Source organism: Chitinophaga sp. RAB17 (genome assembly GCF_052114225.1).
Classification (GTDB): Bacteria; Bacteroidota; Bacteroidia; order Chitinophagales; family Chitinophagaceae; genus Chitinophaga.
Genome location: NZ_JBFREI010000006.1, coordinates 63,633 through 77,735, shown reverse-complemented (window position 1 = coordinate 77,735; position 14,103 = coordinate 63,633). Strand labels below are relative to the sequence as shown.

Genomic DNA, 14,103 nt, shown 5'->3' with positions numbered 1-14,103 from the left:
GCTAACGCCTTCCCCTCTATATATTGCTTGCCAGCTTTTAAGATATTACTATTGTTTAACCTTTCACTTTAACTACCAGCATGCCATCCGGTACGTCTCCCGGATGCAGCATGGACAAGTCTACCACACAATCTTTCCCTTTCTGCTGCCACTTAATCGCCTTGCTACTACCCAGTATACTTACCACTGCGCCTTTAGCAGGTGTATAATTGCGGATAGTCAGCAGTGGCTGATAAGCAGGTAAAAAGCAATATAAGGCACCTGGTTTGGCGGTAAAGAACAATTCAACATTAGCATGATCCTTTGATTTTTTTACCAGGTTGGAAATGCTATAGCCCGACATGAAAGCTTCGTCTTTCACTTCAGGGCGTTTGCCCGCACTCCACTGCCGGCTTTCCTTCCATGGTTTGGTATCATACACGCCCTCTCCGTTCAGCTCCAGCCATTTGCCGATATCCAGCAACTTTTGCTGCATGATCACCGGAATACGGCCATCTGCGGTGGGGCCTATATCCAGCAGAAGGTTACCACCTCTTGACACGATATCTACCAGCATTAAAATCAGGTCACTGCTTTTCTTATAGTCATCAGCAGTTTCCATACGGTTATATCCATATGACTGTCCGATACCCTGACTTTCTTCCCAGATAACACCAGGCTGCATGCCGCTGCCGTATTCAGAAGTCAGATAGGTAGCCCCGTTATTTTTACCACGGGTATTGCTACCCCAGCGGTCGTCTACAGCTACTTCATCTTTCACAGGCGATTCGTTATACAACCAGGCCAGCAGCGAAGGACTATTCCAGGCTGTATCCGACATTTCCCATTCTCCATCAGAAAAAATAACGGAAGGCTTATAGCGGGTCACCAGGTCCTTAAACTGAGGAGTCATGACTTCTTTTACATAACGGGGTTTGTCTTTCAGCCACAAAGGATTAAACCATTCATACAGCGAATAATAAAACCCCATGCGCAAACCTTCTTTACGCACTGCTGTTGTCAGGTCTCCCAGCAGATCGCGTTTAGGCGTACCCGTAACGGCATTCCAGGAATGCCCCCAGGATTCATTCGCCTGTTTATTGTCCCATAAACAATAGCCTTCATGGTGTTTGGAAGTCAGCACTACATATTTGGCGCCGGAACGGCGGAATACATTGGCCCACTGCTGCGGATCAAACAGGGAAGCTGTAAACTGGCTCTCCAGCTTTTCATAGGGTACACCTACCCCAAAATTCTTATCATGGAAAGCCTGTACTTTATCATGTGAGCCTTCTTTGGTTCCTCTCAGGTTATACCAATACCATTCAGAATAACCACCTGGTCCTACCACGGCATAAGAGGGCACGGCATATACCCCCCAGTGAATGAAGATGCCGAATTTGGCATCATTAAACCAGGCAGGAATCCCACGCTTGTTTAGCGAGGCCCAGTTAGCCTCATATTTCTGTGCAAAAGCAAGGGAGCTACACAGGAGAAAAAAGAATATTCCAACACAACGTTTTTTCATAACAGGTCTTTAAATGCTTAGAGTGCTCAAAATTAACAACTTCCTTCTCCTATGTTAATGCTATTTTCTCTGATGATAATAATTACTTCCCTGTCTGCACATATTACCGGGTTATCTGCACATTTGCGGGTCCTGTCTATACCCTTTCTGCCGGCGCCGCCAATAGCGGTAATTTTATCGTGTCGCAGGGGATACCCTGAAAAATCAGTAGCTTTAATGCATACATCAAATGAATATCAATATTCCATTCAAGAAAGTGATTATCGCACTCCATGTACTCATATGGAGCGCACTACTATTGTTGCCCTATATCGTTTCCAGTGCTGCCAACGATTATCGCATCGGTACCTTTCCCGGCCTTTTCTTTACGATCTGTGGATTTATCCATATGGCCATCTTTTACACCCATGCATTATTCCTGTATCCCCGGTTATGGAATAAACATTACTGGTGGCTTTATTTCCCGGCTGTACTCCTGTTGATTGGCGCCTCCTTTCCGCTGAAGTACAGCATCATGGCGCACTGGTTCCCTACGGTACTCGGTGATATGGCATCCTATAGATATGTGTTTGCCCCATCGGTAGGTGCCTATATCGTCAGCCTGGTATATTGCAAGGTAACAGACAGAATCCGTGCAGAAAGAATTCAAAAAGATAAACAGGCAGAACAACTCAGCTCAGAACTCAAATTTCTGCGCTCACAGGTAAGTCCGCATTTCCTGTTCAACGTATTGACCAACCTGGTATCGCTGGCCCGGAAAAAATCAGATCAGCTGGAACCTGCACTCATCATGCTCTCCGACCTGATGCGCTATATGTTATATGATACTACCGGGAAAAAAGTACTGCTCACGAAAGAGATAGTTTACCTCAATAGCTATATCGCCCTGCAAAAACTTCGCTTCGGCAATGACGTAAATATCAACAGCCATATTGATACCGCTAACAACGCAGGACATTATACGATAGAGCCAATGCTGCTGATTCCTTTTGTAGAAAACGCCTTTAAACACGGTACCGGTTATACGCAGCAACCGGAAATTAATATACAGCTACTCGTTACCAACGACCTGCTTACCTTTGAAGTACAAAACCGGTTCGATAATGATCCTGCCGCCAGCAAAGATGAAAACTCCGGCATAGGACTGGCCAATGTGAAATCCAGGCTGCAATTGCTGTATCCCGGCAGTCACCAGCTTACTATCAGGAGTCAGCAGCACGTGTTTCATATCACCTTAATTTTGAAACTCACATGATACGTTGTATAGCCATAGACGATGAACAACTGGTACGTGAACTGTTGGAAGACAATATTCAACAGGTGCCTTTCCTACAGCTGGTAAAAACCTGCCGGAACGCCATGGAAGCACTGGAAGTACTGCAGCAGGAACAAATAGACCTCATCTTCCTCGACATACAAATGCCCAGGCTCAACGGACTACAATTGCTGCAATCATTGCAGCAGCCACCTATGGTGATACTGGTAACCGCTTATGAACAATATGCACTGGAAGGCTTTAACCTGCAGGTAGTCGATTACCTGTTGAAACCCTTTAGCTTCGAGCGCTTCCTGAAAGCCTGTAACCGTGCCAACGATCTGTTCCGCCTGAAACAAGGCCCCCCTGCTGCTACAGATGATACACATTCTTTTTTTGTACACGTGGAATATACGCAGGTAAAAATTGTAACGGCTAATATCACCTATATAGAAGCACTGAAAGATTATATCAAAATACATCTCTCCAATTCCACCAAACCTGTACTCACCCGCATGACCATGAAGGCCATGGAGGAGAAACTGCCTGCTGCTGCTTTTATACGTACACATAAATCCTACCTGGTGGCCGTGCAAAAGATCACGACCATTAAACGTGACCTGGTTTGCATTGGTGATATAGAAATTCCCGTAAGTGAATTCTTCAAGGAAAATGTCAACAAGCTACTGAATCAGTAAGTCTTTCCCGTTTTGTCGCGACACTTTCCTATCCTGTCTACTCTCCGGATAAGTACCTGTTCTTCCGCATAATTTTGCTTGTACATCATCCTACAGGTAATGAAAACAAGTGCTATTTTATTGCTGCTATTCAGTTATACAGCCGGTGCGCAAAACAGAACACCTGCAACAGATACGACTGGCAGTCCCATGCCCTCAGCAACGGATACGACATTAAAACGTACAGCAGATACAACTATCAGGGCCGCACACGCTGCTGATACCGCCATCAAAAGCAAACGCTCCCTGCATGAGGTAGTAGTAAGTGCCGGTGCCTTTGAGGCCAGCGACAAGGCCAAAGGAGCTTCTCTCACACCCATTGATGCTGTTACCGTAGCGGGCAGCGGTGGAGATATCAGCCAGGCGTTACGTTCCCTTCCAGGTGCACAACAAATCGGTGAACAGGAAGGATTATTCGTACGCGGAGGTACAGGCGATGAAACCAAACAATTCATTGACGGCACCCTGCTCCGTACCCCTAACTACCCTTCGGTACCAGGCGTACCACAGGCAGCCCGCATTAATCCCTTTCTGTTTAAAGGCATCCTGTTCAGTTCCGGTGGTTACTCTGCATTATATGGAGAAGCCATGAGCAGTGCACTGATATTGGAAAGTGTAGACCTGCCTGAAAAAACATCCGCCAGTTTCTTCGTTTTCCCTGCTAACCTGGGGGCCGGCATGCAACACCTGGCAAAGAACAATCGCAGCAGCTATGGGGTGAGTGTAGGTTATAGCAACCAGTCGCTGTACAATAACATTGTCCCACAGAAACCCGACTACTTCAGTGGTCCACTCTACCTGGATGGCAATGCTAATTTCAGAATCAAAACTGGCAAAACGGGCATGCTGAAATTCTATACCAGCTGGGGACTCAGTGATGTAGGTATGAACAATCCGGATATCGACAGTGGGATATTAAAAGCCGGCTACCAGGTAAAAGGATGGAACAGCTACAACAACCTCAGCTTCCGCAGCTACCTGAATAATAACTGGAAAATAGAAGTGGGCACCGTTTACAGCTATAACCGACAGGAAACCATACAGCAGCTCACCAATGAGAAAGGCAACAAGGTGATTATTCCGTATATCCCTTACAGTTATAAAACCGGTTACCGGAATATTACCACTGATTTTGCACAGGCGCGTATCGTATTAACACATTTCCTTTCACAGGGACAGGCACTACGCTTTGGTGCAGAGCAATTTTATACTCACGACCATGGCAGGACCAACGACAGTACAATCGGACTAACAGATCATCTTACGGCTGTTTTTGCGGAAAGTGATATTTACCTGGCCGATAACCTCGCTGCCAAAGCAGGAATGCGTATGGAATATGCTTCCATGCTGCGTAAAATGGTATGGGCTCCGCGTATCAGCGTTGCCTACCGTTTACAGGACGGCAGCCAGTTCAACCTGGCCTATGGCATCTTTTACCAGGAGCCAGCCAACGACTTTCTATATCAATCAGATCAGCTAACATTTTCCAGTGCCACCCATTATGTACTGAACTATACCAGGAAAGCCAACAATCGTTTTTTCAGGGCAGAAGTATATTACAAGCAATACAAGGATCTGGTAAAAACAATGCCAGTGCTCAGCAATAACGGTAAAGGCTATGCACAGGGAATTGAGCTTTTCTGGCGGGATAAAAAAAGTGTTAAAAATCTGGACTACTGGATTACTTACACGTATCTCGATACCAAACGTAACTTCCTGAATTATCCTTATGAGCTGCGTCCATCCTTTGCAGCACCACATACCACCACGGTGGCTGTTAAAAAATTTTTCCAGGATATTAACACCAGCGTGAACATATCCTGGGCCCTGGCTGCCGGCAGACCTTATTACAATATTGGTCCAAACGGCATATCGGATCAGGGCAATACCAAAGGCTACAACGCGGTAAACCTGCACGTGGCCTATCTCTGCTCCTTCTTAAAAAACAAGAAGTGGAAAGACTTCTCCGGTGTGGCTATGGGCATCAATAACATCGCCGGAACCCGGCAGGTGTTCGGATACAATTACAGTTACAACGGTTTAATTAAACAGCCAGTCACTATGCCGGCTACACGAAATTTCTTTATAGGCATCTTCATGAGTTTTGGTATAGACCGTACCGATGACTTTCTTAATAATAATTTATAAATCTCTCAAAAAAAGAAAAATGAAAAAACTACTCATTTGTTTGTCTGCAGTATTTATTAGCTATAGTGGATTTGCACAATCCGATGCACTGCAGCAGGCGGTTAACAAACTGGATCAGGCACAAACTGTAAAGGATTATGAACAACTGGAACAAACCTTTTCAGGTATCAAAGCAGAAGCAGCCTGGCTGCCATCTTATTACGCAGCCTTCTGCAACGCTAAGATTGGTTTTCTCTTACAGGAGGATGGCGAAAAAATAGAGCCCTACAGCATCCGCGGAGAAGAACAGGCAAAAAAAGCACTGGCATTATTAGATAGTTCCAAACAGAAAAAAGAAGCGGCAGAAGTATATACGGTGTTGAGTATGGTATATCGTACCAAAGTGTTCATTAACCCAATGACTTACGGCCGTAAGTACGGTACATTATCAGAACAGGCATTGAAACAGGCGAAGGCACTGGACGCACAAAATCCCCGGGCATTATTTGTGACGGCGTGGGTAAAATATTATACGCCTAAAATGTGGGGAGGAGATAAAGAACTGGCCAAACAACTGGCTTCACAAAGTCTGCAGTTATTGCTCAACCCTGGTACAGATGTATTTCCTCACTGGGGCAGATCAGAAGACCAGCAGTTGCTGAGTAAATTTAAGTAACCTTTAAATCAGAGATCATGGGATTCGTGTTTATCATCTTACTGCGCATTCTTTTTGTGGCATGTATGGTGTTTATTATCGGGTATGTTTTTGGCGGTTTTTCGAAAAAACCGGCCCTGCGCACTATCACCAGGGTGGCGACTATACTGGCAATCGTGCTATTTTTGGTTACCAATGCATTTTTCATGCGGATGGCTTTCGTTCGTGGTAACGGCCACTGGTGTCATGACCGGGGAGAAGTAAAAGTAGAGGCGCCCCGGCCTTAGATAAAGTTGACTGCCCTGGTATCATATCAGGGCAGCAGCTTTTAATGAAGTAGTTACTTTTGAAATCAGTTCATGCGTAGTGCGCTCATAAGCATCATCCGACTCATTACTCACCCAGCAACTCAGGATGACTTTCACCGCACCGCCGTCGATACCGGTAAACCATACGGCTTGGGGTTTGTCAGACACCACATCTTTCATCCCTGTTACAATATCTGTCATGATTTGCTCCGCTTCTTTCAGCTTATCAGACATGGGAATGGAAAAAGTAAGTGTAATTCGCCGCAATGGTGTAAGCGAATGATTGATGATCGGCTTCTGAAAAATTTCCTTATTGGGAATGATCACATGCAGGCCATCTGCTGTGATCATCGTGGTAGACCTTAGTTGAATAGCATTCACCGTACCGGTAAACCCATTCGTTTCAATAATGTGCCCTACTTCAAAAGGCTTTCTGAAGGTGATAAATATACCGGAGATAAAATTCGCCGTCAGATCCTGGAACGCGAAACCTAATGCCAGACCTATGATACCCGCACCAGCCAACAGGGAGGTAACGGCTTTATCCAGACTTAAAATATTCAGCGAAATAAACAGGCCGAGTAATATAAAAATAATAAAGAGCACACTGGATATCAGGTTGGCGATAGCAGGCGTTTCAGAGAACCTTTGAGAAAACCGGAGACTAATTTTACGGGCAAACCGCGCCAGTAAAAGGAAAAGAAAAAACATGATAACGGCCAATACTAAATTGGGCGTCATCTTCACGGCGGCGATGAGCCAGTTATGCAGTTTATCAAAAATCAGGTGACTGTAGCTGCTGAATGGTTCGTTCATAATAGATCAGGTATTACTATAGAATTAATTGCACAATGGTGGTCATTATCTCCACAGGACTTCGGCAGCTGGTCCCTTGCCTGGATACGTGCCAGGAGCATATTCGGGTACTGCCACGCACTCCTGCCGTGTATACCCGTTGACCTGTGCCATTGCGATATGACGCCATCGTAATACATGAAAACCAAAGTCATGCCACGGACTTCCTATAGCATATTGATGCTAAGTATGCTGATGTACTTCAGCGATTCCCTATAAATATTTCCGGCCATTTACCCTCAGTATGGAAAAAATTGCTACTTTTGTGTCAAACAACACAAAACTAAACATGAAAGGCAGACCCAGCATTTATGACAACAAGGATGTAGTGGCAAAGGCGCAACGGGTCTTTTGGACAAAAGGCTATACGGCCACTTCTTTAGAAGAAGTGCTGACTGCTATGGGCATCGGCAGCGGTAGTTTTTACAACGCCTTTAAAGGTGGAAAAAAAGAATTGTTCAGCAAAGCGATTCAGCAGCGCAGAGAAGCGTTCAACGAGTTTAAAGAGGCACTGCTACACAGCTCCGCTCCCATTGATCTCATCAAGGATTTTTTCCGCAGCATCGCCAAGACCGACAAGCAAACACATTTGCAGGGTTGCCTCATCGTGAATACCGTAGTGGAAATGGCTGCTCTGGATAAAGAACTGGAAAAGGAAGCGGTTACTATTTTAAAAGAAGTAGAACAACTGTATACCAACACCATCCGGCAGGCCCAGAAAAATGGTACGCTGAAAAATCAGACCGACCCCGAAATGCTGGGCCGTTACCTGATTACGCTATGGAATGGTATGAACGTTACCAGACGCATGTATCCGGATAACAAACTACTCCTCAGGCAGATTGAAATGCAGCTGGAAATCATCAGCTGATTTTTTTTGCCTATTTCTGTAGTAATCAACACAAAAATAAAAACATGGATTTACAATTAACATCAAAGACCGCCTTTGTGAGTGGATCAACACAGGGCATTGGCTTTGCCATTGCCAGGCAATTATTACAGGAAGGCGCCAGGGTGATTATCAATGGCAGAACATCCGAAAGAGTGGCCAATGCAGTGGCGCAGTTAAAAGCCGACATTCCCGGCGCTGAAGTGTCAGGCATTGCAGCCAACTTTGCCCATGCAGCAGCAGTGAATGAATTACTGGCTTCCCTGCCCGATATCGATATCCTGGTCAACAACGTAGGCATCTTTGAACTCAAGCCGTTTGCTGATATTGCAGATGAAGACTGGACAAAATTCTTTGAGGTGAATGTAATGAGTGGCGTTCGCCTATCGCGGGCTTTATTACCTGAAATGATTAAGAAGAACTGGGGGCGAGTTATTTTTATCAGCAGTGAATCGGGAGTAAATATTCCGGAAAACATGATTCATTACGGCATGACCAAAACAGCCATGTTATCGGTAAGCCGCGGATTGGCCACCCTGACTAAAAATACAGCAGTCACGGTAAACACGATTCTCGGAGGCCCCACCTATTCTGAAGGAGTAGCTGCCGCAGTAGAACAAATTGCTGCCGCACAAAATCAACCAGTGGAGCAGGTAAAAAGTGGGTTGTCTAAGACCTTAAATCCAACTTCCTTACTGCAACGATTTATTGACCCGGATGAAATTGCACATCTGGCAGTTTATCTATCCAGTCCGCTGTCTATTGCTACCAATGGAGCAGCGTTACGTGCAGATGGCGGTGTGCTGAATACAATTATCTAAATAAACAGGAGCAGCCTTTTGCGGCTCCTGTTTAATACTTCTCCATTATTTATATCCTGCATTCTGTACCAGGTTGGGATTCGCATCCAGCTGAGCTTGCGGGATCGGGAACAACTTCCGGAACGGCTGATCTGCCGGATGGAATTGCCAGGTGCTGTTCCATTTACCAAAGCGGATCAGATCCTGACGGCGGCATCCCTCCCAGATAAATTCGCGACCACGCTCAGCAAGGAGATTGTCCAGCGTAAGCATAGTGATAGGATTACCCGTTTCAAAATTGCGGCCACGCACCTGGTTTACCAGTGGTAGTGCCGTTCCGCCCTGCCCTAAACGTAACAGGCACTCTGCTTTCAGCATCAATGCATCCGCATACCGGAAAATCACAAGGTCATTATCCTGATCGGAATAAGGCGTATTTTTCTCGATCTCATACTTTACTATTCGTACGCCTTCTGTTTGTGTAGCATTAGCTAGATCCCCGATGGTACGGGAAAAAATCAATGGCGCCCCCTGCTCAGTTTTCAGCGGCGTACCATCCTGGGAATATTGTTGTCCTTCCAGGAACATGGTTTTACGTTTGTCGGTATCCTCATAGGCTTCATAAAAGTCCTTCAAAGTACACCAGCCATTCCAGGGCGAGCTGGGCAAACCATAGGTATAACGGTTGTTATAGTGCAGTGTCAGATAGTGCAGCATCATACCTTTTGCATTAACAGCATCGTAAGGCACCACAAAAATATTTTCTTTTGAATTTTCATTTTTGGTAGAAAAATTCGTAAAATAATTGGGCTCCAGCTGATACCCCATGCTGGTAACGGAGTCGCACATACGAATACAATCAGCCCAGCGTGGGGTGCCGGTATATACTTCTGCATTCACATACAACTTAGCCAGCAACATAAAAGCCATGCCCTTGGTTACTTTACCATAGTTTTTAGTGTTCAGCGCGGCAGGCAGTCCGTTGATATTATCTTTGATTTCCTTTTCTATAAAAGCAAAAGCTTCCGCACGGGGCGTATTCTTTGGCGGCTCGGTTTGTTCGAAAGACGTTACAATGGGAATATTACCAAAGGCATCCATCGCCAGGTAGTAGTGAAACGCACGCAGCACTTTCATCTGCGCAATGATCTGGTCTTTGGTAGGCAGCACCACATCAGAACTTTGCAGCTTCTGCAGGATAGCATTCACCGGATTCACACCATCGCGGTAAATGAAGTTCCACATATCATTGATATACTGATGTGTGATAGGAAACTCATGGCTGATGAGCACCCGCCATAAGCCACCTTCGTTCCAGTCGGCGCCACGGGAGGGCACAGTTGTTTCGTCCGTGGTCACTTCATTCATTTTCCAGTAGCTGTCGCGATAACTGCGCAGTTTGGCATATGCCCCGTTGGCAAAGGCATTCAACTCATCTTCGGTTTTGAGGAAGTTCTCGTCTGTGCCACGATCATAAAATGTTTCATCGAGTTTGGTGCAGCTGAACACGGAGATTGCCATACCGGCCAGCAATGTATATTTCAGAAATGTTGCTTTCATGTGAATCGTTTTTATTTAAAGTTGACCGTAAAGCCCAATGCGAAAGAGCGTGTTTTCGGATATACGTTACGGTTATCAATACCCGGTGCCAGTCCGTCTATCGGCAATTCCGGATCAAGCCCGGAATATTTCGTGATCACAAACAGGTTTTGTCCGGAGATATATACCCGTGGATTGGCGAACAGCTTACTCCTCGCAGCAGGTAGGCTATATCCCAGGGAGAAGTTGTCCAGGCGCAGGAAAGCACCGTTTTCAATAAACCGGTCGGATACATAAGTACCCTTGACATTGCTGTCTGCATACTTCGCCATGGCATTACGGCCGGGTAAACGGCTGAAACGATCACTCAACACCAGGTCGGTGGCATTGAAGATCTGGTAGCCAAACAGGCTGCGTAATAAAAAGTTGAGGTCAAAGTTTTTGTATCGGAAGGTATTCGCCAGTCCTGCCTGGTATTTAGGCAACCCATTACCTGCTACGCGGCTGTCGCTGCGGAAGTCAAAAGTACCACTGCCATCCAGGTCTTCGAATTGCTGATTCCCATTGGCATCTACACCGGTATAATGCGGAATATAAAATGTACCGATGGAATAACCAGGTACTACTTTTACGATCTGCACGGCCGTTAAGCCACGGGCACCTACGGTACCATCATATATCGCATCACTCTTGTACTGATCGTTGGCGATAGAAAGGATTTCGTTATAGTTGCGGGAGATATTGAAGGAAGCATTCCAGCTGAAATCTTTATGCTCAATAATAGCACCAGTCAGCGACAGCTCCACCCCTTTATTGCTGATCTTACCTACATTCGCCAGCATGGTGGGAAACAGGTAAGGCGGGGAAGGCACGTTGTAATTAAAGAGCAGGTCTTTAGTGCGCTTATCATAGTACTCCAGCGTTCCGCTGAGTCTTCCTTTAAACATAGTAAAGTCAAAGCCGGCATTAAACTGTGCGGCAGACTCCCAGCGCAGATTGGGATTTTCATTTTGACCGATCTGGTAAGAAGTCACCCAGCGGCCATTGTCCAGCACTTTGCCACCGGGACTGTAAGTGAGTGGGGATTTATAATTCTGGATTTCCTGGTTACCGGTAACGCCATAGCCTACACGAAATTTCAGGTCCTGCAGCCAGCTGCTGTTTTGCATAAAAGGCTCCTGTGTAATACGCCATGCCAGCGAGGCAGAGGGGAACGTTCCCCATTTTTTATCTTTACCAAAACGGGTAGAGCCATCTCTGCGGACCGTACCGGTCAACAGGTACTTATCATTGTAACTATAGAACACACGGCCTATGAAAGATACCAGCGAGTTTTCCTCGGCGCCGGAAGCTACCGCAGGCTGATCGCCCTGACCAGCACCCAGGTTGTTATAGCTGAAAATATCAGATACAAACTGTGTATTGCCGGCAGACATGCTGTTCTGGAAGAAATTCTGATAAGAGTAACCAGCAGTTACCTTCAACACATGCTTCTGCCATTGCTGACTATAGGTGAAATAAGTTTCCAGTGTTTTGTTATCCCATGTTTTAGAAGCGCGGGTAGCGGTACCATTGCTGCCGGCGCCTTCTGTTACCGGTGATTTTTTGGAATAATACAGGCCACGGTCGCTGGAAGCACGTTCCAGGCCGAGTAACAGATCGTACGTGAGGTGACTGGTAATATCGTACGTAGCTTTCGCAGAACCAATAAACCGGTTCAATGCCCGCTGATGTTTGATCTGGTTGGCCAGTGCTACGGGATTATAGTTATCGTTGATATCGAGCTTTTCAAAGTAGCTGCCATCTGCATTATAGATGGGGGCGGTAGGATTATAGGCGATGGCCTGTTCCCATATGCGGTTGTCGCCGTTCCCATCGGGATCTGCGCCTACATATTTGTTCTTCTCTCCTACGTAGTTCATGGACAGTCCCAGCCGGAGGCGGTTATCGAAAACGCCCTGATCCAGGGTAATACGTCCGATAGTACGTTCCAGGCCGGAGTTCAGTACTACGCCCTCGTTGTTGAGATAATTGACGGAGGCGCTGTAGCGGGTATTATCTCTTCCTCCGCTCATGGAAATATTGTGACTATGACTGATACCGGTGCGGGTAATGGCTTTCTGCCAATTGGTAGAAGCGCCCAGGTCAAATGCCGAAGCATCAATATTATTATCTTTCAGGTATTTGCGGTAGTCTGATGCGTTCAGCACATTGTAGGTGTTAGACATCTTCTCCATACCTATATAACCGCTGTAGGATACCTGCGGAGCACCTTCTTTACCTCGGCGGGTAGTAACAATGATAACGCCGTTGGCGCCGCGGGAACCATAGATAGCCGCTGCGGAAGCATCTTTCAATACATCAATCGATACGATATCATCCGGTGGTACTGCATTGATATCGATACCGGGAATACCATCTACTACAAAGAGCGGCTGACTACTGGCAGATAACGAAGACGCTCCTCTCAGGCGGATACTTACCGTACCGTTGGGGTTACCACCTGGCTTGCTGATCACCAGGCCGGCTACTTTACCCTGCAATACCTGCACAGGGTTGCTGATAATACCTTTATTAAATTCCTTGGGGGTGATGCTGACGATAGAACCCGTGAGGTCTTTTTTCTGGGTAACACCATAACCGATCACCACGACTTCCGTTAAGGCGCTGGAAGATTTTTTCAGCTGCACATCCATGGCCGGTTTTACCGGTAATTCAAGTGGTTCGTAGCCTACGTAGCGGAATAACAGTGTTCCACCGGAGGGAGCATCCAGGGAGAAGTTGCCGTTTTCATCGGTGAGGGTACCGATAGTGGTGCCTTTTACCTGCACCGTTACACCGGGTAAAGGAACATGATCATCAGCGCCGGTGATGTGGCCTTTTACTTTTATGTTTTCCCATTCGGTATGTTCAGGAATGATCACCACCAGGTGGCCTTCCAGCTCTTTGTAGGTAAAGCCGGTACCGGTGAGGACTTTATCCAGTACGCTTTGCAGGGATTCTTCCCAGGCGATGATGCTCACCCGTTGTTGCAGATTTACTTTGCGGTTGCTGTACAGAAAGCGCACATCGGACTGCCCCGCGATGCGGTCCAATACCTTTTTGATCTCTGTATCTTTCATGTTCAGGTTGATGTGCTTCTGGGAATATCCCGTGGCAGCCACCTGCATACAGGAAAGCAGGACAATAAAGAATGATAGCTTCATAATGATCAAATGCTTGAGCATAGCCGTTCTTCGCCGGCATGCATCCGATTGGTTGACTTTTTCCATAAATTTGTGATAATAGGTGATACAATAGCAATGCCCTGCCATCCCGTCCAAAGGAGCTGGCGCGTTGCTGATTAACCTTCGCACAGGGAATGTTAGTAGCATTTCCTGTGTTTTTTTCATTGAACTGTTAGATGGTTGTTAGCTTTTCATAAACGGTTT

The 14,103-nt window shown here is 46.2% G+C and carries 11 protein-coding genes; 7 read left to right on the top strand and 4 right to left on the bottom strand.

The window, feature by feature from the left end; genetic code table 11:
• Positions 1 to 55 precede the first annotated feature (55 nt).
• Positions 56 to 1,507, bottom strand: coding sequence for an alpha-L-fucosidase (locus AB4Z08_RS19975; RefSeq protein WP_441575542.1), 1,452 nt, complete (start codon positions 1,505 to 1,507; stop codon positions 56 to 58).
• A gap of 229 nt (positions 1,508 to 1,736) precedes the next feature.
• Here AB4Z08_RS19975 and AB4Z08_RS19970 point away from each other — a divergent pair, with 229 nt between their 5' ends.
• The 5 genes from AB4Z08_RS19970 to AB4Z08_RS19950 all read left to right on the top strand — a co-directional run bounded on the left by AB4Z08_RS19970 (position 1,737) and on the right by AB4Z08_RS19950 (position 6,568).
• Positions 1,737 to 2,762, top strand: a complete 1,026-nt coding sequence (locus AB4Z08_RS19970; RefSeq protein ID WP_441575541.1) for a sensor histidine kinase — start codon at positions 1,737 to 1,739, stop codon at positions 2,760 to 2,762.
• The gene (locus AB4Z08_RS19965; RefSeq protein ID WP_441575540.1) at positions 2,759 to 3,460 is read left to right on the top strand and encodes a LytR/AlgR family response regulator transcription factor; all 702 of its coding nucleotides are present in this window, start codon (positions 2,759 to 2,761) and stop codon (positions 3,458 to 3,460) included. Before AB4Z08_RS19970 ends, AB4Z08_RS19965 begins: the two co-directional genes overlap by 4 nt.
• A gap of 99 nt (positions 3,461 to 3,559) precedes the next feature.
• Positions 3,560 to 5,647, top strand: a complete 2,088-nt coding sequence (locus AB4Z08_RS19960; RefSeq protein WP_441575539.1) for a TonB-dependent receptor plug domain-containing protein — start codon at positions 3,560 to 3,562, stop codon at positions 5,645 to 5,647.
• Positions 5,648 to 5,666: 19 nt separating this feature from the next.
• Positions 5,667 to 6,302, top strand: coding sequence for a hypothetical protein (locus tag AB4Z08_RS19955; RefSeq protein WP_441575538.1), 636 nt, complete (start codon positions 5,667 to 5,669; stop codon positions 6,300 to 6,302).
• 17 nt (positions 6,303 to 6,319) lie between these two features.
• The gene (locus AB4Z08_RS19950; protein WP_441575537.1) at positions 6,320 to 6,568 is read left to right on the top strand and encodes a hypothetical protein; all 249 of its coding nucleotides are present in this window, start codon (positions 6,320 to 6,322) and stop codon (positions 6,566 to 6,568) included.
• A gap of 21 nt (positions 6,569 to 6,589) precedes the next feature.
• Here AB4Z08_RS19950 and AB4Z08_RS19945 read toward each other — a convergent pair whose 3' ends face one another.
• Positions 6,590 to 7,405, bottom strand: a complete 816-nt coding sequence (locus AB4Z08_RS19945) for a mechanosensitive ion channel family protein (RefSeq protein ID WP_441575536.1) — start codon at positions 7,403 to 7,405, stop codon at positions 6,590 to 6,592.
• Positions 7,406 to 7,709: 304 nt separating this feature from the next.
• Here AB4Z08_RS19945 and AB4Z08_RS19940 point away from each other — a divergent pair, with 304 nt between their 5' ends.
• Together AB4Z08_RS19940 and AB4Z08_RS19935 are read left to right on the top strand one after the other, a co-directional pair.
• Entirely contained in the window at positions 7,710 to 8,315 is a 606-nt protein-coding gene (locus AB4Z08_RS19940; protein ID WP_441575535.1) for a TetR/AcrR family transcriptional regulator, read from the top strand.
• A 44-nt stretch (positions 8,316 to 8,359) separates the two neighbouring features.
• Positions 8,360 to 9,154 (top strand): SDR family NAD(P)-dependent oxidoreductase, encoded by a 795-nt coding sequence (locus tag AB4Z08_RS19935; RefSeq protein WP_441575534.1) that lies wholly within the window; start codon positions 8,360 to 8,362, stop codon positions 9,152 to 9,154.
• A 45-nt stretch (positions 9,155 to 9,199) separates the two neighbouring features.
• On the opposite strand, the gene AB4Z08_RS19930 is transcribed toward AB4Z08_RS19935, so the two are convergent.
• Both AB4Z08_RS19930 and AB4Z08_RS19925 read right to left on the bottom strand, forming a co-directional pair.
• Positions 9,200 to 10,693: a RagB/SusD family nutrient uptake outer membrane protein gene (locus AB4Z08_RS19930; protein WP_441575533.1), complete on the bottom strand. Its 1,494-nt coding sequence runs from the start codon at positions 10,691 to 10,693 to the stop codon at positions 9,200 to 9,202.
• Between the two features lie 11 nt (positions 10,694 to 10,704).
• Positions 10,705 to 13,878: a TonB-dependent receptor gene (locus tag AB4Z08_RS19925; protein WP_441575532.1), complete on the bottom strand. Its 3,174-nt coding sequence runs from the start codon at positions 13,876 to 13,878 to the stop codon at positions 10,705 to 10,707.
• Between the last annotated feature and the right edge of the window lie 225 nt (positions 13,879 to 14,103).